This window comes from Peribacillus sp. NJ11 (assembly GCF_030348405.1).
Classification (GTDB): Bacteria; Bacillota; Bacilli; order Bacillales; family DSM-1321; genus Peribacillus.
Genome location: NZ_JAUCFO010000001.1, coordinates 4,945,603 through 4,969,864 on the forward strand (window position 1 = coordinate 4,945,603; position 24,262 = coordinate 4,969,864).

A 24,262-nucleotide genomic window follows, 5' to 3' on the forward strand; every position below is an offset into this window, starting at 1 on the left:
AATATTAATGAGGTCTTAAAAATGAATGCTATATACTCATTCTCATCATTTCTTGGTAGGCTTCAACAACCTTATTCCGAACCTCTAATGTAGCCTGCATGGTAACACTGGCTTTTTGTGAAGCTATCATCACCGAATGAAGCTCAACATCATCTCCATTAACCAGTTTGGTTGTAAGGTCATCAGATGTCGTTTGTGTTTCGTTGACTTTATTTATTGATTCTTTTAATACCGACGCAAAATTCCGATTTACTTCGTATGGTGTATTAGTATTGTTCTGATTTTTTTTCAGCACATTACCTGGATGGTCCATTGGCGAAAGAGAAATCCCCTCCATATCAACACTCTCCATTCAAATTTTATTTTCCGATTTCCAACGCTTTCATCATCATTCCCTTTGATGCATTTAAAACTGTCACATTTGCTTCGTATGAACGTGTTACATTCATTAAATCGACCATTTCCCTAAGCGGGTCGACATTTGGCATTTCAACATAACCGTCTTCATTGGCATCTGGGTGTTCGGGATTGTAATCCAGTTCAAAAGGTGTGTTGTCTTTAACTATTCCAGTCACCTTTACTCCATTCCCGACCTCGCTTTTTTTTCCGGATGCTGCGTTTAAAAAACTTAAAAAACCTTCTTCCTTACTTTGCATCACAACCGCTTTTCTTGTGTATGGTTTCCATGTTTTCGATTCCGCGTCATATTCTCCCCTGGTCGTATCGGCATTAGCCATATTCGCAGATATTACATCCATCCTTAACCTTTGACTGGTCAGACTAGACCCAGTCATATTTATACTTTGGAAGATTCCCATCACTTACCTCCTCTAATTACATTCTCCAATGATTGAAACTTACCTGAAAGCCTGTCAGTGACTGCATTATAATAAATCTGATTGGCAGCAAGATCCGTCATTTGCTTATCAACATCCACACTATTTCCGTTATTGTTATATTGGACGTTTTTCTGCGTCACGATGGGAGAAGCATTACTGCCCTCTGATTTGAAGTTGAAATGTCGTTCATCGGTTCGATATGACTCCAGGGAAGCTTCCAGCTCTGCTTTAAAGGATTGTGTTTTGTCGACCCCTTTAGCTTTATAGTTAGGCGTATCCGAATTGGCTATGTTCTGTGAAATGACTTTTTGTTTTGTATTAGAATAATTAAGAGCATTTTCTAGTGATTGAAAAGTATTCGAAAATAATTCCATATCGATCACCTCTTTCTTTATTTAACAGATAAATACTTTATCAATAAATTAACCCAATGCATTTATGGTTTAATTTTAAAGAAACATAATAAGTATGTCCATAAACGACACAAAGACTTTAGACCTATTATAGTCGAAATTTGTCACAAATTGCTCGAATTTGACGTAATTTTTAGTATTATTCTAGGATTAATATTACGTTATATTACATTTTATTATGATATTCTACATTTTAACCAAATTTTACTTCTATTAGCTTATTTATCATATCGAAAAACCGATCTATATACCTGATACTTTAGAACTAATTTTCACATTTACTTTCAAGTAATTATTTCCATTCAATTAATTTCACCCTTCTAAATAAAGAGTTTATTAAAAAACAAATGGCAAATGCACTATTTCGTTTTTTTTTAAAAACGGATCTTTTCAAAGTTATTACCCATTCGACAAATTCCCCTTTAACAATAAAGAAGGACTGAAACTCTTTACCTATAAGTAATTAATTACATAAAATTAATTAGCACCAGCAACTTTTAGTTTTCATCATTTCAATAGTTATAATAATATAATTACCCTTTTAAAGAAAAATTTAACTATATTTGCTTCTCGTAGAAAACACGCTTAATTCGCATTTCCATTTAAGATCTTTAATTCGAATTACCTCTTTTTGCTTGTTTGTCTTGTCCTAGCCAGCTTCACATGGAAAAAGTTCACAAAAAAAGGCAGCCCTTTTTCAAGGGCTGCCTTTCTGTATGTTAATTATTTTTAAGCTTTTCTAATTCAAGAAGGAATTTATCGTTCAATACTTTGATATAAGTACCTTTCATCCCAAGGGAGCGTGATTCAATGACTCCTGCACTCTCTAGTTTCCTAAGCGCATTTACGATTACGGAACGAGTGATGCCTACACGGTCTGCGATTTTTGATGCTACAAGCAGACCTTCATTACCTTTAAGCTCTTCAAAAATGTGCTCAATAGCTTCCAATTCGCTGTACGATAACGAGGAAATGGCCATTTGAACGACAGCTTTACTACGAGCTTCTTCTTCTATCTCTTCTGATTTTTCACGAAGGATTTCCATACCTACTACAGTCGCACCATACTCAGCCAAAATTAAATCGTCATCGTGAAATTTTTCTTGTAATCGAGCAAGAACCAGAGTTCCTAAACGCTCTCCCCCACCCATAATCGGTACGATCGTTGTTAAACCAGTTGCGAAAAGCTCTTTGTTTTCCACTGGGAAAGCAGTGTATTCACTTTCGATATCAAGATTGGAAGATGTTTCGGGAATATTGAATAGGTTTTTTGTGTACACTTCAGGGAATTGTTTATCTTCCAACATTTTGTACATGCGTTCATTTTCGATTTGCTGACTTACCGCTATGCCTAGCAATTTCCCGCGGCGGCTGACGACGAAAACATTTGCTTCGATAACTTCACTTAAACTTTCGGCCATTTCTTTGAAGTTAACTGCTTTACCTGCTGCTTTTTGGAGCATTGCATTGATTTTTCTTGTTTTTGCTAATAAGTTCATTTGATTTGTTCCTCCTAAAAATACCATGGTTCACAATAACTATGAAGTTGTATTTCCGTAATTTTATGTTCGTTGCATAGGCAAATTATTGCCAATTGTTTCTGAATTAAAGGATAAACTGGCTTAAATCTTTGTTCCGGGCGATAGAACCAAGCTTACCTTCGACATATTGGGGCGTAATTGTAATCTTCTCCATCGTAATTTCCGGTGCTTCAAACGATAAGTCTTCCAGCAGCCGTTCTAAAATGGTATGAAGTCTTCTTGCACCAATATTGTCTGTGTTTTGATTCACTTCGAAGGCCACTTCAGCTATCTTACGAACAGCATCGTCAGAAAATTCAATTTCTATACCTTCAGTTTCTAATAAAGCAACATATTGTTTTAACAAGGCATTATCCGGTTCATGAAGAATCCGTACAAAGTCGTCTACAGTCAGTTTGTTCAATTCTACACGGATTGGAAATCTACCTTGTAATTCAGGGATAAGGTCGGATGGTTTAGCCATATGAAAGGCTCCTGCTGCAATGAATAAGACATGATCCGTTTTAACTGAACCATATTTAGTCACGACTGTCGAACCTTCAACAATTGGCAGGATATCCCTTTGGACACCTTCTCTTGATACATCCGCGGATGAACTTCCAGACTTCTTACTGGCAATTTTGTCGATTTCATCAATGAAGATAATCCCATTTTGCTCAGCACCGTATACTGCATCGGACGTGACTTCATCCATATCAATCAATTTTGCCGCCTCTTCATTAGTTAAAACGATTCTCGCTTCACTTACCTTCAATTTGCGCTTCTTGCTTTTCTTCGGCATCAAGCTTCCTAAAGCGTCCTGCATGTTCATCCCCATTTGTTCCATTCCCGAACCTTGGAGCATATCAAACATTGAAGCAGCCTGTTCTTCCACTTCGACCGTTATCATTTCACTTTCTAACTCACCATTTGCCAGTTTTTCAGCGACGATTTTTCTTTTTTCCTGCAAACTTAAATCTTCGGAATTTTCTTCCGAATCCTGTTCATCTTGATTGTTATTGCCTCCAAAAAAGACTTCAAGAGGATTCTTGAAATTACTCTGTTTTTTGGTTGATGGCACTAATAGCTCTATTAAACGTCTATTTGCATTTTCTTCAGCCCGTTCCTTTACGCTGGCCATCTTTTCTTCCTTCACGAGGCGGACGGAAGTCTCCACCAAATCACGAACCATGGACTCTACATCCCGGCCGACATATCCGACTTCCGTAAATTTCGTTGCTTCGACTTTTACAAAAGGAGCACCTACCAATTTAGCCATTCTCCGAGCTATTTCTGTTTTCCCAACGCCAGTCGGTCCAATCATTAATATGTTCTTCGGAACGACTTCATCACGAAGTTGATCCGAGAGAAGGGAACGTCGGTAGCGATTCCGAAGAGCCACTGCCACTGCCCGTTTTGCTTCACGCTGCCCTACGATATACTGATCCAGTTTTTCAACGATTTGCCTCGGTGTTAAATTAGCTTTTTTTGACATTTGCGCTCCTCCTTACAACTCTTCCACGATTATATTCGTATTGGTAAATACACAAATTTCCGCTGCAATTTGTAAAGATGATTCTGCGATTTCCTTTGCCGTTAAATGGTCACTGGAAAATCGCATTAATGCCCTGCCGGCAGCCAGTGCATAATTCCCTCCCGATCCTATGGCGAGAATTCCGTCATCCGGTTCAATTACTTCCCCGGTACCAGAAACGAGCAGCAAATGGTTCTTATCCATCACGACCAGCATGGCTTCGAGCTTTCTCAATACATTGTCACTTCTCCATTGCTTTGCCATTTCGACGGCAGCACGCTGAAGATTGCCATTATACTCTTCAAGTTTAGCTTCGAACATCTCAAATAAAGTGAATGCATCTGCAACAGAACCTGCAAAACCTGCAAGGACATTACCATTAAAGATTTTTCTTACTTTCCTTGCTGTATGCTTCATCACTACTGAATTTCCTAAAGTAACCTGCCCATCACCGGACATGGCACATTCACCTTTATGATGCACTGCAAATATCGTTGTCATAAAGTGTCCCCTTTCAACATTTAAGGCCGCGGATGTGATGCATTGTAGACTTTTTTTAATTGGTCTTTTGTAACATGCGTATACACTTGCGTTGATGAAATTTTAGAATGACCAAGCAATTCCTGTACCGTCCGAATGTCCGCCCCATTATTCAATAGGTGTGTAGCAAAGGAATGCCTTAGCATATGGGGATGAAGACTTCCATCTGCGGCTGACTTTTTAATCAATTCATTCAATATATAGCGAACTCCCCTAGGTGTAAGAGGGTCTCCACGAAAATTAACAAATAAATAAACATGCGCCTTGGCGTCAGACGAAGTCATTTCCATCCTGGCTGTACGTATGTATAAATCTATCGCTTCTTGAGCATATCTACCAACCGGAACGTAGCGATCTTTTTTTCCTTTTCCATGGACAAGTACTGTACCTAAGGAAAGATCGATATCCTGCAGTTTAATCTCACAGCATTCACTAACGCGAATGCCTGTCGCATAAAGTAATTCCAATAATGCATTGTTCCTTATTCCTATCGGTGAATCTTTCTTTAAAGAAGAAAACAACAGTTTCATTTCCTTCTCATAAAGAAAACGTGGCAGTCTTTGATCCTTTTTAGGTAAAGAAACAAGAGAAAAAGGATTATCCTTCACATCACCTTCACGTAGTAAAAATTTATAAAAGCTCCGTAAGCAAGAAGTCTTTCTGGCTACAGTAAGCTTAGAAAGTTTTTTCTCATATAAATTCGTTAAAAACAACCGGACATCAAAATATTCAACAGACGTGATATCGGCAATGCCCTGTTCGTTAAGGAACAGGAAAAATTCTTGAATATCACGTTTGTAATTTTCAATGGTGTAATGTGAACTGTTTTTTTCAATTTGTAAATATTCGATGAAGGATGATAATGCCTTTTTTTGATTAATCATGGAAACACCTCGCAAAGGCTAATAAATAGTATCATACTTTAAAACAGCAGGCAAATATTTTACAAATTTTTCACAAAGTTCTGAATTGTGTCCAAAGCGCGTTTAGCATGTGTTTCGTTACGCTCTTTTTTGGATTTGATTCTCACTTCAAGGTCTGGAAGCAATCCAAAGTTGGCATTCATCGGCTGAAAACTCTTTCCATTTGTCGACGTAATGTACCTTGCCATGCTGCCCATTGTCGTCTCAGCAGGGAAAATGGTAGGCTCCAATCCCTGGACGATCCTTGCAGCATTGATGCCTGCAACTAGTCCCGATGCTGCCGATTCTACATACCCTTCGACGCCAGTCATCTGACCTGCAAAGAATAAATCATCCCGATTTTTGAATTGGTACGTAGGCTTCAGAACATTAGGTGAGTTTATGAAAGTGTTGCGATGCATAACTCCATAACGTACAATTTCCGCATTTTCCAATCCAGGTATGAGCTGCAATACTTCTTTTTGCGGCCCCCATTTCAAATGTGTCTGAAAACCAACAATGTTGTAGAGAGTTCCTGCCGCATCGTCTTGGCGCAATTGAACTACAGCAAAAGGGCGTTTCCCTGTTTTCGGATCTTCCAATCCAACAGGCTTCAATGGACCAAATAACATCGTTTTCTTCCCACGTGAGGCCATCACTTCAATCGGCATGCAACCTTCAAAAAAGATTTCTTTTTCAAATTCTTTAAGTGGGACTGTTTCAGCGGCAATCAAAGCTTCATAAAAGCGGTCAAACTCCTCTTCCGTCATCGGACAGTTCAAATAAGCGGCTTCCCCTTTATCATAGCGGGATTTCAAATATACTTTATCCATGTTGATGCTGTCTTTTTCAAGAATTGGAGCGGCAGCATCGTAGAAATACAAGTATTCTTCATCCATGATTTGCTTTAAGCTGTCCGAAAGTGACTGGCTTGTAAGCGGACCGGTTGCAATGACCGTAGGACCATCCGGAATTTCCGTCACTTCCTCATTAATGACCGTTACATTTGGGTGATTTTTGACCTTTTCCGTCACTAGACCGGCAAACTCATGGCGATCAACAGCTAAAGCACCCCCAGCCGGCACAGCGCAAGCATCTGCTGCGGACATGATGACCGAATCAAGTATACGCATTTCTTCTTTTAATACACCAACTGCATTTGTTAACGTATTTGCCCGAAGTGAATTGGAACAAACAAGTTCAGCGAATTTATCGGTATGATGGGCTGGCGTTTGTTTTACCGGGCGCATTTCGTATAGATCGACTTTAATTCCTCTTTTAGCTAACTGCCACGCCGCTTCACTTCCAGCAAGCCCAGCGCCGATTACACTTACTTTTGTTTCTTTCATTTTTCGAACCTCCATGTATAGATATGATAAGACAGGATCATTTATCATTAAAATTGCTTTCATAAAAGTTTCATTTTTAACGATATCTATGTATTTATACCCAAAATACCCATTCCTGTTATTAATTTAAAGCATATGCTGCAATCCATCTTTTCTAAAAAGGATAAGGACGCAAATAGGAATTATATCTTTAAAAGAATATACTTGTCCACTGAATTTTACATCACATGGCCCAAATAAAAAAGTTTCAAGCTTTATCCATTTTCTTCTTAGAAGTAATTCCACTCATTATCATGATATCATACTTCCCCGAACATAAAGAAACTCGGCAGATGCCGAGTCCATTTATATTAGGATTTCTCACTTGTAAATAAGGAAAGTAAACGATTTCACGGTCTTTTCTATGCTTGAGGCGTTTCTTTGAAATCACAATCCATGCACTGGACCTGGACGCCTTTTTTGAGTTTTTTCTCAACAAGTGTCCCTTCACATTTTGGACAACTCCGCGGTAGCGGTTTATCCCAAGAAATGAAGTCACATCCAGGGTAGGTATCACACCCGTAAAATATGCGGCGTTTTTTACTTTTCCTTTCAATGATGTTTCCTTCTTTACATTTCGGGCATTTGACACCGATTTCTTTAACGATTGGTTTTGTGTTACGGCAATCCGGGAAATTACTGCATGCCATGAACTTTCCATAACGCCCCATCTTAAAGACCATCTCATGTCCGCATTCTAAGCAATCTTCACCAGCAGGCTCATCTTTAATTTCTATTTTCTCCATTTCGACTTCGGCTTTAGCCAAATGAACGGCAAATTCTTTATAAAATTCATCGATGACCTTTATCCATTCGATACTGCCCTCTTCGACGCTATCAAACTCCTGTTCCATCTTGGCAGTGAACTCTGCATCAAGAATATCCGGGAAGAATTCACGTATTAATTCAAGAACGATCTCACCAAGCTCTGTAGGGATGAACCGTTTATTATCCAAGGTAACATAGCCCCGTTTTTGAATCGTATCCAAGGTAGGAGCATATGTAGAAGGACGGCCTATTCCCAGTTCCTCTAGCGTTTTGACAAGACGGGCTTCAGTATATCGGGGCGGAGGCTGTGTGAAATGCTGCTTCGGCTCGACATCTTTTGAAAAGAATTGATCTCCTTTTTTCACATCCGGTAAAGCATTTTCCTTTTCTTCCACTGAGTCATCGGACCCTTCAACATATACCTTCATGAAGCCCGGAAATTTAATTTTTGAACCATTGGCCCTGAAGATGACATCCCCGTTATGCAGGTCGATGCTCATCGTATCCATGACCGCCGAAGACATTTGACTAGAAACGAATCGTTCCCAAATCAATTTATAAAGTCGGAATTGATCTCTGGATAAGAACTCCTTGACTATACCCGGTTCACGCAATGTGCTTGTTGGTCTAACCGCTTCATGGGCGTCCTGAGCATTAGTCTGTTTTTTCTCCTTGCGCTGTTCAACCTGAACATAATCTTCTCCGTAACTATTTTGAATGAAGGTATGGGCTTCCTGTTTCGCAACATCGGAAATCCGGGTCGAATCGGTTCTCATATAAGTGATTAACCCGACTGTACCTTCCTTTCCAAGCTCGATTCCCTCATAAAGCTGCTGAGCGAGCATCATGGTTTTCTTTGCACGGAAATTTAATTTACGAGCCGCTTCTTGTTGCAGGGAAGAAGTTGTAAAAGGTGCAGCCGGATTACGTCTTCTTTCCTTTTTAGCCACAGCCCCTATCGTAAATTCGCCACCATTTAAAGAAGCGAGTACTTTTTTGACATCCTCTTCTGTATTTAATTCCTTCCGCTCGCCACCCAGGCTGAAAAAGGAACCTTCAAACTGTTCTTTTCCTTTTACAAAATCCGCCTTGATTGTCCAATACTCCTCCGGGATAAAATCTTTGATCTCTTTCTCCCGGTCTATGATCATCCGTACAGCGACCGATTGGACCCGGCCTGCACTTAAGCCTTTTTTCACTTTTTTCCATAAAAGCGGGCTGATATTGTATCCGACCAAACGGTCCAAGACCCTTCTTGCCTGTTGGGCATCAACCAATTTCATATTTATTGGCCTCGGTGATTTAAATGATTCCTTGATTGCCTCTTTCGTGATCTCGTTGAATACCACGCGGCAATCTGAATTAATGTCAACATCGAGACTGTGAGCCAAATGCCAGGCAATGGCTTCCCCTTCTCTGTCGGGGTCAGCCGCGAGATAGATTTTTTTCGCTTTTTTTGCAGCGGTTTTCAATTCTTTTAAAACCGGGCCTTTGCCGCGGATAGTTATATATTTAGGTTCATATTCATGTTCAACATCGACACCCATTTGACTTTTAGGCAAATCGCGCACATGCCCCATGGAAGCCTTTACTTTATATTTTTTTCCCAAGTAACGTTCTATTGTTTTCGCCTTTGCGGGCGATTCCACAATCACTAAGTATTCTGACATCCAATAAATCCTCCTCAAAGAGGTAATATAAATCTTCACTATTATTAATCATTCAAAAATCATTTGTCAACACCTCTTTACTTTTCAAAGCATGCTGATTTATTTATTTATAGGGAATTTGACAAGAGGTGCATTTGCAAAACTTATAACAGTTTTACAATATTTTCAACCTTTTTGTCTAATATTTCAACCCATCTTACTAAAAGAATACCTTATTTTTCTATTTTTTTCATTTGATTCTCCGTCTATCTTCTATATTATATCGTTCAAAATTCTTCTTCAATCTGCTTAGAACTCAAAACAAGTTTTGCACCATCCTGAATCAATTGATTGGTCCCTAGTGATTCGGGACTCGTTACGTTACCAGGAAGCGCAAATACCTCCCTGCCGTGTTCCAAAGCAGCTTGTGCCGTAATGAGGGAACCGCTTTTTTCTTTTGCCTCGACCACGAATACGCCCTGTGACAATCCACTGATGATTCGATTCCTAAGCGGAAACATCCAGGGTTTCGCTATCATTTCCGGTGGAGTCTCAGATATAAGTAACCCTCTATCGCTGATTTCCTCAGCAAGGGAAATATTGGATTTAGGATATATTTGCAAAAGCCCGCCTCCTAAAACCCCAATCGTATCTCCGCCTTCCCCCAAAGTTATCTTATGTGACTCTGCGTCGATTCCTGCCGCCACCCCACTTATGATCACGAATTCTTTCTTTACAAGGGGTAACAGAATCGTTTTTAAGGCCCCCAGTCCATACGAGGTTGGCTTACGTGTCCCAACAACACCTAAGGTATTCCTCCTCGCTAGAAGCTTCTTATCGCCCTTAAAATAAAGAACCCACGGAGGATCAAATATTTGCTTCAGCAAAAATGGGTAATCATCATCGAAGATGGTCAGACAATGAATTTGACTATCTTCGTAAAGTTTAAGTTTATCGATTACATTGAGTGAATATAAATCTTTGAGAAAAAGGTTGAGCTTATTTGAAGGGATAGGGAGCATTTTCACCCATTCAATGTGCTTTGTTGTAAAAAGGGAAGATAGTGATGGGTCATTGGACATGATTTTTTGGATTGTTTTCCATCCTGCTCCGCGACAATGATGGAGATGGATTAACTTTTCAATTTTATTCAATTGGAAACGCCCCTAATCGGATATTTTTAAAAGTAGGTTGATTGTGATGGACTGGGTAAACGAAATGTGTTTACCGAGGATATTGGAGGGAAATAAAGACCGACCCCAAAAAACAGGTCGGCCCAACTTAAATCAATGTGTTTTACAAGGTTCGTACATATCTTTTTCTTTTAGAACCGAAATCAAAGTTTCACCCATTACGGATGGAGTCTCAGCAACTTTAATTCCACATTCGTTCATTACGCGGATTTTCTCGTCAGCTGTCCCTTTTCCTCCAGAGATAATGGCACCAGCATGTCCCATGCGTTTACCGGCTGGAGCCGTACGGCCACCAATGAAACCAACAACTGGCTTAGTCATATTTTCTTTCACCCAGATAGCTGCTTCTTCTTCTGCCGTGCCGCCGATTTCCCCGATCATGATCACCGCATGTGTTTCCGGATCTTCATTGAACGCTTTCAGTACATCGATGAAGTCCGTTCCATTAACGGGATCCCCACCGATACCGACAGCCGATGATTGCCCAATTCCTGCTTGCGATAATTGGTGAACGGCTTCGTACGTTAAAGTTCCAGAACGTGAAACTACACCTACATGGCCTTTTTTGTGGATATATCCTGGCATAATACCAATCTTACACTCTTCCGGACTAATGACACCCGGGCAGTTAGGACCGATCAAGCGAGTTTTTTTACCTTCCATGTATCGCTTCACCTTGACCATATCCAGGACAGGAATATGTTCAGTTATACAAATAACAAGATCAAGTTCTGCGTCAACGGCTTCTAGAATCGCATCGGCAGCAAATGGAGCCGGTACATAGATAACCGATGCATTCGCTCCGGTTTCATTGACAGCTTCGGAAACTGTATTGAATACAGGTACCCCTTCCGCTTCTGTTCCGCCTTTACCCGGAGTGACGCCTCCAACGATTTTCGTGCCGTATTCCAACATTTGTTTTGTATGAAATAATGCTGTTGAACCAGTGATTCCCTGAACGATCACTTTCGTATCTTTATTAATATAAACGCTCATAATGTTCCCCCCTGCCTATTATCCTACAAGTGATACTATTTTTTGTGCTCCATCTGCCATTGATTCAGCAGCCGTAATATTTAAACCTGACTCTTTTAGAATCTTTTTACCAAGGTCCACATTCGTTCCTTCAAGACGAACAACAAGAGGGACATCCAGGCCAAGCTCTTTAGCAGCAGATACTACGCCTGCAGCGATGATGTCACATTTCATGATTCCTCCGAAGATGTTAACGAAGATGCCTTTAACATTTTGATCGGATAGGATGATTTTGAAAGCCTCTTTTACTTTTTCCTCAGTAGCACCGCCACCAACGTCAAGGAAGTTAGCCGGGTCTCCCATATAATGTTTAATGATGTCCATCGTTGCCATAGCAAGTCCTGCACCATTAACCATGCATCCGATATTTCCGTCAAGCGATATGTAACTTAGGCCATGTTTTGATGCTTCAATCTCTTTCGCATCCTCTTCATCCAAATCACGGTACTCCGCGATGTCTTTATGGCGGTAAATGGCATTATCATCGAAATTCAATTTAGCATCCAGCGCCATTACATTACCATCGCCCGTTACCACTAATGGGTTGATTTCAGCGATTGAGCAATCTTTTTCAACGAAAGCTGTATATAAGTTAACCATAAGTTTGGAAGCTTTATTTATAAGTGAAGCCGGAATATTGATATTGAATGCAATCCTACGTGCCTGGAAGCCAGTCAGGCCGACAACCGGATCGATTACTTCTTTGAAAATTTTCTCTGGTGTCTTTTCAGCCACTTCCTCAATTTCCGTTCCGCCTTCTTCAGAAGCCATCAATACGACACTGTTCGTAGCACGGTCAAGGACCAGCCCGATATAATATTCCTTCGTAATGTCGCAGCCTTCTTCAATAAGTAAACGCTTAACTTCTTTGCCTGCAGGTCCTGTTTGATGGGTCACCAGCGTCTTACCAAGAATCTCTTCTGCATATGTACGCGCTTCATCAAGGTTCTTCGCTACCTTAACTCCGCCGGCTTTCCCGCGGCCGCCCGCATGAATTTGAGCTTTGACGACAACAACTTCCGTACCTAACTCCTTCGCTGCTTCCACTGCTTCATCAACAGTAAAGGCAACCCGGCCATTCGGAACGGATACCCCGTATTGTCGCAATATCTCTTTCCCCTGATACTCATGGATATTCATTTCCCATCCTCCTTATCTACTAAAAAACAACTTTGAAATTTAATGCGCGATTTCTCTACTATATTACAACAAAATTCTCCTTCGTGCATAATTTTCTTTCACATAATTTTTAAAATATTATTATAATATACTTCCACAACCTTGTGTAAAGTGGGAAAAACTTTCTTCGCCGTTGTGTTTTTCCTTATGAAAAATCATCTATTTTGGTTCTGAACTTCTATTACAACAAAAGAAATTCCAGTTATAAGTCTAGTAAAAACACCTCCTATCAAAGCCTTTATCGCCATTTTAATCCAGACATCCTTTCATGAAAAATTTGGGTTTCCATTGTGTTGATTCATAGGAAAAGCAAAAGGACAAAGCTGTGGCTTTGTCCTTTTGCTGATAGTTTAGTATTTTTTTAATATAATGAAAATTCGTTATTGTTTTCCCTAAAATTCTACATGAACCAACATGAATCTCTTTAGTGAAATTAAATAATCAGACTCCTACCGATTCATGTCCTTGTCAATTTTATAAATGAATGCAAATACCTCAGCAACAGCTCCGTACAATTCTTCGGGAATTGTTTGATTTATATCTAATTGACCTAAAAGTGCAGCAAGCGATCCATCCTTTTGGACCGGTATATCCAGTTTCATAGCCTTTTCCAGAATATTTTCAGCCGTTTTACCTTTCCCCTTCGCCAATATGACGGGTGCTTTGGATGTCGTTTGATCATACTTTAAAGCAATCGCTTCTTTTCGTCTATTATTTTTCATATTCGAATATCCACTCCACTATATGGACCTGTTTCTGAAAAAGGAACGGATTTCAAACCTTTGTCCCTCTTTTTTCCATTTACGGGGTTTACAAATGAAACCCCTGATAATTTGTAATCCATTTTTTCCAGATTCTCTATCAGGAGGTCTAGATATTGATCAGCTGCCTCTTCAAGGACTGCACCATACCCATTAATGACAGTCACTTTTATGATTCGATTTTGAGCCTGCATGTCGATGACCATCTCTTTAAGGCGTTCTAATTCTAAATAAAATAGGACTCGGCAGTAATTCGGGTCTATCTTGCCATCTTTTGTTTTCCTTCCGCTCCATTGTAATGTTAGGTCCGTTTGAGTAGATCCCAGATTAAGCGGAAGTGTAAGGAGCAAATTCTGAATCGGCCCATTTTCCTGTGAAAGGATCTGTTGAGCAGTAATCCGATTAAGGATTTGTTCTGCCATCTCCTTTATGGCTCCCGGAATTTGCTCATTCAGCAATTTAAGCAGCAGTGGTTTAAGTGTCTCTAAATCCTTCGTGAACTCCGTCATATCATCTCCAGAACGATTAATGAGTGCATGTTCCAGCTGAAGACCAAGGATCTTGGTCCATTCTTTAAGTTGGTGTGCAACTGATGGCCCATTTGTGAAATCGATTGTTTGAAACTCAGCATCCAATACATGTGCAAGGGCCAGTTTCTCATTACCCATGACGGATAGAGCCTCAGGAAGCTGTTTAAGCGACTGAAAAAGCAATTCAGCCACCATACCCTTCGACTTAACCACCTGCTCTGTATCCTTATTCAAATAGCCTAAAAAGTCATCCACTACTTTTTTCCGCCTACTCCCTTTATTCCTGCCGTTGCTCCTGTAAAAGTACTCTCAAGCAAACGAAAGACAAAAAGAGAAAGTTTTTCTGCAGAAATATTTATTTTCTGAATCGATTGGATATCAGGTCTCATTTTTGCCTCTTCATGATCAACACCGTTCAATATGCGATTTATATTCAATTCTATATCTTCAACTTTACCAAATGCTCCGATTTTCACCTTGGAAAGCAATTGCAATCCTTGGTGTAATTTTTCAATCGCTGAATTCTTCAGAATACCGGACCTCGCCTCAGCTCCATCAATTAAATCCTCCAGAAAAACAGATTCCGTTATTCCCTTTGGAACAAAACCCGTCTTTTGAAGCAGGGAAAATGCGCCGGATTTCATTTCGGGTGTTGAATCGGAATCCAACCAAGCGGTCACTAGCTTTTGCAAACCGATTTGTTGTAGCTGGTTCCTTCTGGAAACATGCAAGGAATCCAATACCTCCATAAGCTTGACAGCCGTCCTCGTTTCCGAATCCCAACCCTGCATCAGCTGTTTAAGGCCACTGAGCAGTTTGTGGAAAGGTTCGCCTTTAGCCTGTGCAAATAATGCATCAATACTTCTTTTACAAAAGGCAATTGCTGAACGAACATTGTTTTTATGACTGGCAGACCAACTTCTTCAGCATCAGCAGCTTTTAGCCATTGCAAAGCGGACTGAAAAGTTTCCTTGGTTATCGGGAGACGATTTTTCAGGATATATTCGGCAAGCTTCGTTGCGGCAGGTTCGGGCGTCATGCCGAGATGAGCGGTTAATTGTTCAGCTGTTCCCTTTAAGCTGGAATAGTTCAAATTCGGGGAATCTAACGCTTTTAACACGACCTTCCCCTCATTTGGCTGCTGTACTTGAAACCAATACCTTTCACCTGTCCGAAGCGGGATATCGAGAGTGGCAATCATGTTTTGATGGCCAATCTGTACCTCAGCCGTCTGGTTAGGAGAAACCTTATTCACTTTCCCGAAAAGGATTTGCCCGTTTTTCAAACTTGCAGTTCCATGCATTACGGGTGAAGATACAGTTTGACCGCTTGTTATGGATTGCATCACTCATCCTCCCTTAGTCCTTCGTTCGTGCAGCGATTTCCTTTACTGGTGCAAAACTTCTTCTATGCCAAGGTGTAAGCCCGTGCTTGTCGAGCGCTTCTAAATGTTGGCTTGTCCCATAACCCATGTGCTTGTCGAAACCATATTCCGGATATTTTTCACCATATTCCTTCATCATCCTATCACGAGTCACTTTCGCGATAATGGAGGCCGCAGAGATGGTAATGCTTCTTGCGTCCCCCTTTATGAGTGAAAGCTGCGGAATCGGCACATCCAGTTCCATCGCATCGACCAACAAATGATCAGGAAGTTCTGAAAGATCGTTCACTGCGGCCACCATCGCTTTTTTCGTAGCTTGGTATATATTGATTTCATCAATTACTTCGCTATGTACAACACCTATACCTATGGATAGTGCTTCCTTAAAAATCATTTCATAAAACAATTCCCTTTTTGACTCTGAAATCTTTTTAGAATCATTCAGCCCTGGCAAATAAAAAGATTCCGGCAAGATGACTGCACTCGTCACAACTGGTCCTGCCAGCGGCCCTCTCCCTACTTCATCGATACCAGCAAGAATTGAAAACCCCTGTTTTCGCAATTGCCGCTCAAACTCCGTCATTTCCGTGAAAGCATCCTTTACCTGTTGTTCTTTTTCATAGGCTCTTTGCCATTTGCTCACTAAGTCGGTTACACCCTTTCGGCTGTCCTCCCGGCATTCCTGTAAAAATAAATCTCCAGGCTCACTTATTGTCTTTAACTTTGAGGAGATTTCCTTAATGCTCATTGCAGTTTTCATCATCTATCACCCATCATATTAATTATCGGCAGTCTTGCTTTCCTTCTACAGTTCAAACAAAAATACGGAGTGGAAAAGAGACATCAAAAAGAAAAAACCTTTTCGACATCCAACTCCAGCTCCGTATCAACCTTTTCACTGACTGTCTTCAAAAATCAGGTCAATGTCTTGTAATTTCTACTTAATGTTATTCGGGGATATTATCTTCTTCATAATCCTTAGGGACCTCAAACGTAAGCGGACCCATCTTTTCTGAACGGATTTCACGTACGACCAACTCTGCGGTTTTGTCATAATCAATGAAGCCTCCAGATGCTAAACAGCCCCTGAACTTTCCGACCGCATCGAATAGTTCGAGCGTTTCCTGAGGAATTGCATCCAAGTTATAACGGGATTTCAATCTATCCGGATATTCTTTTTCCAAAAAGCGAAGACCGTATAACGAAACTTCGTGCAAGTTTAAAATCGTATCTTTGATCGCTCCTGTCAAAGCAAGCTTCAAGCCTACTTGCTGATCCTCGAATTTAGGCCAGAGAATCCCCGGCGTGTCCAGCAATTCCAATTCCTTACCAACTTTTATCCATTGCTGTGCTTTCGTGACACCAGGTGTATTCCCTGTTTTGGCAATGTTCTTTTTGGCAAGTCGATTTATTAAAGTTGATTTCCCTACGTTCGGAATACCTACTATCATGGCGCGGATCGCTCTCGGCTTTATTCCTCTTGATTCCATCCGGTCATACTTCTCTTTTAAAAGTTTTTTAGAAGCAGTTGTAATCTGGTTTAAGCCGTTTCCTGCCTGTGAGTTAATGGCTATTGCCGTTTTCCCCTGCGATTTATAATATTCAAGCCACTTATTCGTTTTTACAGGATCGGCCATATCAGCTTTATTCAAAAGGATAACCCTCGGTTTATGCTGTATGATTTCATCGATCATCGGATTTCGTGAAGATGCCGGAATCCGGGCATCCACAAGTTCAAAGATGATGTCGATCAGTTTTAATTTCTCTGTTACTTCCCGTCTTGCTTTGGCCATATGGCCAGGGAACCACTGTATTGTCAATGGAATCCACCTTCCTACTATTCCGCCAATCGAAGGTCTTCGATCGGCCAATAAACTAATTTAGTTTTTCCTAACACTTTATCGTAAGGAACGACACCAACGCCAATATGGCGGCTGTCCTTACTGAAACGGCGATTATCCCCTAAGACGAATAGGTGGTCTTCAGGCACCGTTCCTTGTTCTATGACATCACTTAATGTAAAAGGTTCCGTCAAAGCCCCGCCATCAATCAATTGTTTTTTATATTCATCCAAGTATGGCTCAGAATAAGCTTTTCCATTCACGTAAAGAGTATCATCTTTATATTCCACTTTTTCCCCTGGCAATCCGATGACCCGCTTTATGTAATCCTTGCCTTCTGGAGCTTCGAAAACGATAATATCGAATCTTTTCGGTTCACCAATCGAATAGGAGATTTTATTAACGATCATGCGGTCCGTATCCTTTAATGTCGGCATCATGGAATTTCCGTCCACAACAATAGGAGCCAGGAGGAAATAACGAATCAGTGTCGCAGCTATAACCGCTATTATGACCGCCTTTGTCCATTCCCACAATTCATTTTTCTTTTTCGCCATCCTTACCCACCCTTTTAGAAAGCATATCAACAATTATTTTAACATGTTGCGGACGCTATAGCGAGCAAGATTCTATATGGTTTTTACCTTATCTGTGCATTGATGGTTTCTTAAAGTGCAAAAAGGGAGCCTGATAAACAAGCTCCCTTTTTGCATGATACTGTTTGGTTATTCACCTTATGTGGATCATGGTAAACCCGCATGAAGATATTCGAAGAATTAACGACGAATTTCTTTAATACGTGCTTTTTTACCACGAAGTTCGCGTAGGTAATAAAGTTTCGCACGACGTACTTTACCGTGACGGATAACTTCTAGTTTCGCAATTTTTGGTGTGTGAACAGGGAAAGCACGTTCTACTCCAACGCCGTAAGAGATCTTACGTACTGTGAAAGTTTCACTAACTCCGCCGCCACGACGTTTGATTACAACGCCTTCAAACAACTGGATACGTTCGCGAGTTCCTTCAATAACCTTTACGTGTACACGTACTGTGTCACCAGGTCTGAATGATGGAAGATCTGAGCGAAGTTGTTCTTTTGTGATTTCGTTAATAAGATTTTGCATCGATTTCAACTCCTCCTGGACGCTCTTGCAAATACTTATTGTTTGCAGCGGAACATCGTTATAAGACTGAGCATTTTGCCCAAGTCACAAGGTATATCCTATCATACTATAAACGTCGATGCAATAGAGATCAGTCTTCTTTTTTAATCTCGGACAATAATTTTTTTTCAACTTCCGATAGTTCATAGCTATCGAGCAAATCCGGACGTCGCATCCAGGTTCTGCGCAGAGACTCCTTCATCCGCCATTCATCGATTTTTTTATGATTTCCGGATATTAGCGGATCGGGAACTTTCATTCCCCGAAAATCTGCAGGTCTAGTATAATGGGGATGCTCTAATAATCCAGAAGAATAGGAATCAAGAATCGGGGAGTCAACATTTCCCAGAACGCCAGGAAGCAAGCGAACAACGCTGTCAATAATGACCATTGCACCCAATTCCCCGCCTGTAAGCACAAAGTCACCAATCGATATTTCATCCGTGACGACATGCTCCCGGATGCGCTCATCATACCCTTCATAATGCCCGCAAATGAAAATGATATGTTCTTCTTTTGCAAACTCTTCAGCTTTTTTCTGCGTGTAACGCTCTCCCTGAGGACAAAGCAGGACTACCCTTGGGGTTAGCTCCGCTTGCCCTTTAAGAGCTTCCACAGCATCAAAAATCGGTTGTGCCTTCAATACCATTCCGGCACCGCCGCCATACGGGTAATCGTCTACCGTCGAATGCTTATTATCTGCATAATCTCGGAAATTGGTCACCTTATAGCTGACAGCTTGCTTTTCTGCAGCCTTTTTTAAAATTGACGAACCGAATACCCCTTCGAACATTTCTGGAAAAAGCGAAAGCACATCGATTTTCATCAGTCTAAAAGTCCTTCCATCGGTGTAATGATGACCTTTTTAGCGGAAATATCTACTTCTTTTACAATTTGTTCAATATACGGGATCAAAATATCCTTACTGCCCGCTTTCTTAATGACCCAAACATCATTGGCACCAGGCGTAAGAACCTCAATGATTTCCCCAATTTCCATACCTTCATCCGTAAATACCGAACAGCCGATGATTTCATGGAAGTAGAACTCACCTTCGTCTAATTTACCAAGCTGTGCTTCCTTGACTTTCAGGACCCCGTTTCTAAAAGCCTCGACCTGTCCGACGTTATAATAGTTCTCGAACGTCAATAGGTTAAAGTTTTTATGGGTGCGGTGCGACCTGATGACAAGCGGCAAAGGCTTTTTCTCCGTGTCCCTAAATAAATACAGTGTATTTCCCACTTTGTATCGTTTTTCAGGAAAGTCTGTTGAAGAAATAACACGGACTTCTCCTAAAAGACCATGTGTGTTGACAATTTTACCTACATTAAACCAATTTTCCATTCTTTCACCTCTAACGAATTTCCGAGACGATTCCATCTTTAATGACAATGGTCTTCGTTGCCATGATTTCGTCCCAATCTGCCCCAATTTCCACATCAATGATACTTTGAACTTCCCGTTCCTTCAATTCGCTTCCGGTGGGAAGGATCTCCAACTGCTCCATTTGGAATTCAAGCAGTTTAATTTTTTCTTGCCTCTGGTTTATTTCTTTTTCGAAATGAGCACGGAGACTGGCAGGCTGGAGATTTCTTGTTTTTTCAAGTTTTTTCAGTTCAAAGCGAAGCTGTTCACTCTCTTTTTGAAGCTGAAGGCGTTTTGACTTGTACTTCTCGAGGAGCTGATTCTTGCTGGATTCCGTTAATACTTGGTTAACGATTACATTTTGGAGAATTTTCATTCCAGCACCTCCTATTATCTATGATTTCTTATTTCCTTCAAAAAATATGTATGATTGGGTAATCTTTTTGAAAAATGGGGGTCATTCTCCTAAGTATAACGTAAATCGGTAAAAGATGCGTCTTAAAAAGGCGTAAAGTTTAAACTCAGGGTCATAATCAAATAGGATCCAAGGCGGGATTTCACTTTCTTGAAGTACAAAAAAAGGAGGGGTATTAGCCCTCCTTATTCGGAAATCTCCAAATAGATTTTCTTCTGCTGTGAAGATCCTGCTGCATATACCACAGTCCGAATCGCCTTAGCAACACGCCCTTGTTTACCGATGACTTTGCCCATGTCCTCCTTATGAACGGAGAGGGTATAAACAATCCGGTCGGACTCTTCCTTGGAAGCCACGATGACCTCTTCCGGATAATCCACAAGTGCTGAAACAATCGTTTCAATTAGTGCTTTCATCAACTACGTCGATTACTTGCTGTTTTTTGCAACATGGAATTTTTCCATGATGCCTTGTGTTGAGAATAAGTTACGAACTGTATCAGATGGTTTAGCTCCATCTTGTAACCATTTAAGAGCAAGCTCTTCGTTGATTTCAACTTTAGCTGGTTGAGTCACCGGGTTATAAGTTCCAACCACTTCAATGTAACGTCCGTCACGTGGTGAACGAGAATCTGCAACTACAATACGATAGAAAGGAGATTTTTTAGCTCCCATACGTTTTAAGCGAATTTTTACTGCCATTTTAAATAAGCACCTCCGAATAGTTTCACACAAGATAGTATAATATCAAATGTCTTGTATGTTTGTAAAGGTTTTTTTCTTAACAGGTAAAAAAAGTGTTGAAATACATGGCTTTGACCCGTATTTCCGCCAGTTTCGACCTAAAAAAAACCTTACATGAACGGGAATTTGAATCCCTTTTTCTTACCTTTTTGCATGTTCGTAACCTGTTTCATCATCTTTTTCATTTCTTCGAATTGCTTCAGTAGACGGTTCACTTCCTGAATCGATCTGCCGCTTCCTTTGGCAATCCGTTTCTTGCGAGATGCATTCATGGTTTCTGGATGTTCCTTTTCCTGCGTTGTCATTGAACGGATGATAGCTTCGACATGACCGATCTGTTTCTCATCGATCTGAAGGTTGTCCATCCCTTTCATTTTATTCGCACCGGGAATCATTTTCAGAATATCATCAAGCGGTCCCATATTCCGCACCTGACCAAGTTGCTCAAGGAAATCATCAAAGGTAAAAGTGGCTGTACGCATCTTTTTCTCTAATTCTTTCGCTTTTTCTTCATCTACATTGGCCTGTGCTTTTTCGATAAGGGTCAATACATCACCCATGCCAAGGATTCGCGAAGCCATCCGTTCTGGATGGAATGCTTCGAGTGCATCCAATTTTTCTCCCATACCGACGAATTTAATCGGCGTGTTGGTGACTGAACGAATCGAAAGTGCCGCACCACCACGTGTGTCCCCATCAAGTTTCGTTAATACGACACCAGTCAGGCCTAGCTGTTCATTAAAGCTTTGGGCTACATTGACCGCATCTTGACCGGTCATCGCATCGACAACCAGGAAGATTTCATCAGGTTTTGTCAATTCTTTGATATCCTTCAGTTCACCCATCAAGTTTTCATCAACATGAAGGCGGCCTGCGGTATCAATCAACACATAATCATGATGTTCTTCCTTAGCTTTTTCAATCGCCTGTTTGGCAATTTCAACAGGACTAACCTGGTCCCCAAGGGAGAAAACAGGCATGCTTAATTGTTTGCCAAGTGTTTCAAGCTGCTTAATCGCCGCCGGACGGTAAATATCAGCCGCAACGAGCAATGGCTTGCGGTTGTATTTTTTTCTAAGAAGATTGGCTAGCTTTCCGGTGGTCGTCGTTTTACCTGCACCTTGAAGCCCTACCATCATAATGACGGTCGGTGGTTTCGAGGCAACAGCAATCTTGCTCTGTTCGCCGCCCATCAGATCCGTCAATTCTTCCTTTACTACTTTAATTACCTGCTGACCGGGGGTTAAGCTTTTCAGCACTTCCTGACCTACCGAACGTTCACTGACACGTTTTACAAAATCCTTCACGACTTTAAAGTTAACATCCGCTTCAAGCAGGGCCAATCGAACTTCACGCATCATTTCTTTAACGTCCGCTTCGTTGACCTTCCCTTTTCCACGGATCTTTTGCATCGTGCTCTGCAGTCGGTCGGCCAATCCTTCAAATGCCATATTGCCGCCTCCTAATCCAACTTCTCAAGCGTTGTGATTGCGTCTAGCAGCTTCTCTTTTGAAAAGGAATCCTTTTCTATGAGTCCCTTCATATTCGCAATCCACTGGTTACGCTCTTGAAATTTTTGAAATAACAATAGCTTAGCTTCATATTCCTCAAGCATCGCTTCTGTTCTTTTTATATTATCATAGACTGCCTGCCTACTGACTTCGTATTCATCGGCAATCTCGCCAAGAGAGTAATCATCCAGATAGTAGAGGGACATGTAGCTCTGCTGCTTCTCTGTTAACAACGATTGGTAAAAGTCATACAAATAATTAATCCGCGTTGTCTTTTCAAGCATCTTAGCAAGCCTCCCTGCTGTTAAGTGAAAACCCTTTACAAGTTTATATTGTAAAGCCTTGTTTATTTGATGTCAAGTTAAACTCCTTACCACTTGTTTGCAAATCATTATTTTTTTCTTTTTCCCGCTTCAAGGAGGATTTCCCCTCCTCTTTTTTAGGTAGTTCTTCCGCTAGATCACAGTGAGTCCCATAATGATCTTGAGGCCTCTTGAAAAGATGGTCAAAAAAACCAGAAGAGAAAGATCTCTTCCGGTTTACACTTTTTTTCTTAAACCTCTTCTTTATCGATGATATCAGCAAAAAGGCCATAAACATATTTCTCAGCATCAAATTCCTGCAGATCGTCCATTTTTTCACCAAGCCCGACAAATTTAACCGGAATGGCCAACTCATTGCGAATTGCCAAGACAATTCCACCTTTTGCCGTGCCATCAAGCTTTGTTAAAACAATACCGGAAACATTGGTCGCTTCCTTGAATGTCTTGGCTTGAATGAGGGCATTTTGTCCAGTTGTTGCATCAAGGGCAAGCAACACCTCGTGTGGTGCGCCGGGTACTTCACGTTCAATTACACGTTTCACCTTTTCCAATTCCTTCATTAAATTCACTTTATTCTGTAAGCGACCGGCAGTGTCACAGATTAGGATATCAGCTTTTCGTGCCTTGGCGGCCTGAATCGCATCGAACATGACCGCTGCAGGGTCAGAGCCTTCACCCTGTTTGATAACACTGACACCCACACGCTCTCCCCAAACCTCTAGCTGTTCAATCGCACCGGCACGGAAAGTATCCCCGGCAGCCAATACGACAGATTTTCCTTCTTCCTTGAATTTATGGGCAAGTTTTCCGATTGTTGTGGTTTTGCCTACCCCATTAACCCCTACAAACAAAATGACCGTCAAACCTTCTTCTTGTATATTCAAGCTTGAAGTCGCCTCTTCATCACCTTGGTAGATTTCAACAAGCTTTTCGGAAATGACGGATTGCACTTCCCTCGTATCAGAGATATTGCGGAGTTTGACTTCCATTTTCAATTGATCAATTAGTTCCATCACAGTATCAAAGCCTACATCAGCCTGTATCAGGATTTCTTCAAGTTCTTCAAAAAAGTCCTCATCCACCTTCCGATAACGGGCAACAAGTTCATTAACCCTTCCAGTAAAGGAATTCCTCGTCTTTGTCAAACCTTGCTTGAATTTTTCCCCAATGGATACTTCTGCTTCAACTTCTTTTTCTTTTTGTTCCTGGGTCGTAAATTTCTCTTTTAGCTTTTTGAAAAAACTCATTGTCCCACTTCCTCTAATT

28 protein-coding genes are annotated in these 24,262 nt (G+C 40.9%); all 28 read right to left on the minus strand.

The annotated features are described in order from the left end of the window. Nucleotides 1–28: 28 nt before the first annotated feature. On the minus strand, nt 29–337 hold the full coding sequence (gene fliE / locus QUF86_RS24125) for a flagellar hook-basal body complex protein FliE (protein ID WP_483313938.1): 309 nt from the start codon (nt 335–337) through the stop codon (nt 29–31). Between the two features lie 22 nt (nt 338–359). Continuing rightward, a complete protein-coding gene (gene flgC / locus QUF86_RS24130; protein ID WP_289335937.1) occupies nt 360–818 on the minus strand; it encodes a flagellar basal body rod protein FlgC in 459 nt (152 codons plus the stop codon). Next, on the minus strand, nt 818–1,213 hold the full coding sequence (gene flgB, locus QUF86_RS24135) for a flagellar basal body rod protein FlgB (protein ID WP_289335938.1): 396 nt from the start codon (nt 1,211–1,213) through the stop codon (nt 818–820). Before flgB ends, flgC begins: the two co-directional genes overlap by 1 nt. Nucleotides 1,214–1,971: 758 nt before the next feature. After that, entirely contained in the window at nt 1,972–2,751 is a 780-nt protein-coding gene (codY, locus tag QUF86_RS24140) for a GTP-sensing pleiotropic transcriptional regulator CodY (RefSeq protein ID WP_053345318.1), read from the minus strand. A 106-nt stretch (nt 2,752–2,857) separates the two neighbouring features. Next, on the minus strand, nt 2,858–4,267 hold the full coding sequence (gene hslU, locus QUF86_RS24145) for an ATP-dependent protease ATPase subunit HslU (protein ID WP_289317165.1): 1,410 nt from the start codon (nt 4,265–4,267) through the stop codon (nt 2,858–2,860). A 12-nt stretch (nt 4,268–4,279) separates the two neighbouring features. After that, on the minus strand, nt 4,280–4,807 hold the full coding sequence (gene hslV / locus QUF86_RS24150) for an HslVU peptidase proteolytic subunit (protein WP_289317166.1): 528 nt from the start codon (nt 4,805–4,807) through the stop codon (nt 4,280–4,282). A gap of 20 nt (nt 4,808–4,827) precedes the next feature. Next, complete coding sequence (gene xerC, locus QUF86_RS24155; protein WP_289335940.1) at nt 4,828–5,730, minus strand: tyrosine recombinase XerC; 903 nt, start codon at nt 5,728–5,730, stop codon at nt 4,828–4,830. Between the two features lie 59 nt (nt 5,731–5,789). Continuing rightward, complete coding sequence (gene trmFO, locus QUF86_RS24160; protein ID WP_289317168.1) at nt 5,790–7,097, minus strand: FADH(2)-oxidizing methylenetetrahydrofolate--tRNA-(uracil(54)-C(5))-methyltransferase TrmFO; 1,308 nt, start codon at nt 7,095–7,097, stop codon at nt 5,790–5,792. A gap of 401 nt (nt 7,098–7,498) precedes the next feature. Next, nucleotides 7,499–9,574 carry a type I DNA topoisomerase gene (gene topA / locus QUF86_RS24165; protein ID WP_289317169.1) on the minus strand — a complete coding sequence of 692 codons (2,076 nt, stop codon included), beginning with the start codon at nt 9,572–9,574 and terminating at the stop codon, nt 7,499–7,501. Nucleotides 9,575–9,840: 266 nt separating this feature from the next. Next, nucleotides 9,841–10,707 carry a DNA-processing protein DprA gene (gene dprA / locus QUF86_RS24170; protein ID WP_289317170.1) on the minus strand — a complete coding sequence of 289 codons (867 nt, stop codon included), beginning with the start codon at nt 10,705–10,707 and terminating at the stop codon, nt 9,841–9,843. Nucleotides 10,708–10,839: 132 nt separating this feature from the next. Continuing rightward, a complete protein-coding gene (gene sucD, locus QUF86_RS24175) occupies nt 10,840–11,742 on the minus strand; it encodes a succinate--CoA ligase subunit alpha (protein ID WP_289317171.1) in 903 nt (300 codons plus the stop codon). An 18-nt stretch (nt 11,743–11,760) separates the two neighbouring features. Further along, on the minus strand, nt 11,761–12,921 hold the full coding sequence (gene sucC, locus QUF86_RS24180; RefSeq protein WP_289335941.1) for an ADP-forming succinate--CoA ligase subunit beta: 1,161 nt from the start codon (nt 12,919–12,921) through the stop codon (nt 11,761–11,763). A gap of 488 nt (nt 12,922–13,409) precedes the next feature. After that, nucleotides 13,410–13,682, minus strand: coding sequence for an EscU/YscU/HrcU family type III secretion system export apparatus switch protein (locus QUF86_RS24185; RefSeq protein WP_289317173.1), 273 nt, complete (start codon nt 13,680–13,682; stop codon nt 13,410–13,412). Then, nucleotides 13,679–14,506, minus strand: a complete 828-nt coding sequence (locus QUF86_RS24190) for a hypothetical protein (protein WP_289335942.1) — start codon at nt 14,504–14,506, stop codon at nt 13,679–13,681. Before QUF86_RS24190 ends, QUF86_RS24185 begins: the two co-directional genes overlap by 4 nt. Further along, nucleotides 14,506–14,982, minus strand: a complete 477-nt coding sequence (locus QUF86_RS24195; RefSeq protein ID WP_289335944.1) for a hypothetical protein — start codon at nt 14,980–14,982, stop codon at nt 14,506–14,508. The genes QUF86_RS24190 and QUF86_RS24195 overlap by 1 nt, the downstream gene beginning before the upstream one ends. Nucleotides 14,983–15,041: 59 nt before the next feature. Beyond that, a complete protein-coding gene (locus QUF86_RS24200) occupies nt 15,042–15,596 on the minus strand; it encodes a hypothetical protein (RefSeq protein WP_289335945.1) in 555 nt (184 codons plus the stop codon). A 13-nt stretch (nt 15,597–15,609) separates the two neighbouring features. Next, complete coding sequence (locus tag QUF86_RS24205) at nt 15,610–16,395, minus strand: ribonuclease HII (RefSeq protein ID WP_289317176.1); 786 nt, start codon at nt 16,393–16,395, stop codon at nt 15,610–15,612. Nucleotides 16,396–16,582: 187 nt separating this feature from the next. Next, on the minus strand, nt 16,583–17,455 hold the full coding sequence (ylqF, locus tag QUF86_RS24210) for a ribosome biogenesis GTPase YlqF (protein WP_289317177.1): 873 nt from the start codon (nt 17,453–17,455) through the stop codon (nt 16,583–16,585). Between the two features lie 17 nt (nt 17,456–17,472). Continuing rightward, on the minus strand, nt 17,473–18,033 hold the full coding sequence (lepB, locus tag QUF86_RS24215; RefSeq protein WP_289317178.1) for a signal peptidase I: 561 nt from the start codon (nt 18,031–18,033) through the stop codon (nt 17,473–17,475). A 219-nt stretch (nt 18,034–18,252) separates the two neighbouring features. Further along, nucleotides 18,253–18,600, minus strand: coding sequence for a 50S ribosomal protein L19 (gene rplS, locus QUF86_RS24220; protein ID WP_034313702.1), 348 nt, complete (start codon nt 18,598–18,600; stop codon nt 18,253–18,255). Between the two features lie 130 nt (nt 18,601–18,730). Beyond that, nucleotides 18,731–19,465: a tRNA (guanosine(37)-N1)-methyltransferase TrmD gene (gene trmD / locus QUF86_RS24225; protein WP_289317179.1), complete on the minus strand. Its 735-nt coding sequence runs from the start codon at nt 19,463–19,465 to the stop codon at nt 18,731–18,733. Next, complete coding sequence (gene rimM / locus QUF86_RS24230) at nt 19,465–19,983, minus strand: ribosome maturation factor RimM (RefSeq protein ID WP_289335946.1); 519 nt, start codon at nt 19,981–19,983, stop codon at nt 19,465–19,467. Before rimM ends, trmD begins: the two co-directional genes overlap by 1 nt. A gap of 10 nt (nt 19,984–19,993) precedes the next feature. After that, complete coding sequence (locus tag QUF86_RS24235; protein ID WP_230158129.1) at nt 19,994–20,380, minus strand: YlqD family protein; 387 nt, start codon at nt 20,378–20,380, stop codon at nt 19,994–19,996. 224 nt (nt 20,381–20,604) lie between these two features. Further along, entirely contained in the window at nt 20,605–20,835 is a 231-nt protein-coding gene (locus QUF86_RS24240; protein ID WP_289317181.1) for a KH domain-containing protein, read from the minus strand. A 12-nt stretch (nt 20,836–20,847) separates the two neighbouring features. Beyond that, the gene (rpsP, locus tag QUF86_RS24245; protein ID WP_034313715.1) at nt 20,848–21,120 is read right to left on the minus strand and encodes a 30S ribosomal protein S16; all 273 of its coding nucleotides are present in this window, start codon (nt 21,118–21,120) and stop codon (nt 20,848–20,850) included. A 152-nt stretch (nt 21,121–21,272) separates the two neighbouring features. Continuing rightward, the gene (gene ffh, locus QUF86_RS24250; RefSeq protein WP_289317182.1) at nt 21,273–22,613 is read right to left on the minus strand and encodes a signal recognition particle protein; all 1,341 of its coding nucleotides are present in this window, start codon (nt 22,611–22,613) and stop codon (nt 21,273–21,275) included. Nucleotides 22,614–22,624: 11 nt separating this feature from the next. Beyond that, on the minus strand, nt 22,625–22,957 hold the full coding sequence (locus QUF86_RS24255; RefSeq protein ID WP_061462382.1) for a putative DNA-binding protein: 333 nt from the start codon (nt 22,955–22,957) through the stop codon (nt 22,625–22,627). A gap of 269 nt (nt 22,958–23,226) precedes the next feature. After that, nucleotides 23,227–24,243 (minus strand): signal recognition particle-docking protein FtsY, encoded by a 1,017-nt coding sequence (gene ftsY / locus QUF86_RS24260; RefSeq protein ID WP_289317183.1) that lies wholly within the window; start codon nt 24,241–24,243, stop codon nt 23,227–23,229. Nucleotides 24,244–24,262 lie beyond the last annotated feature (19 nt).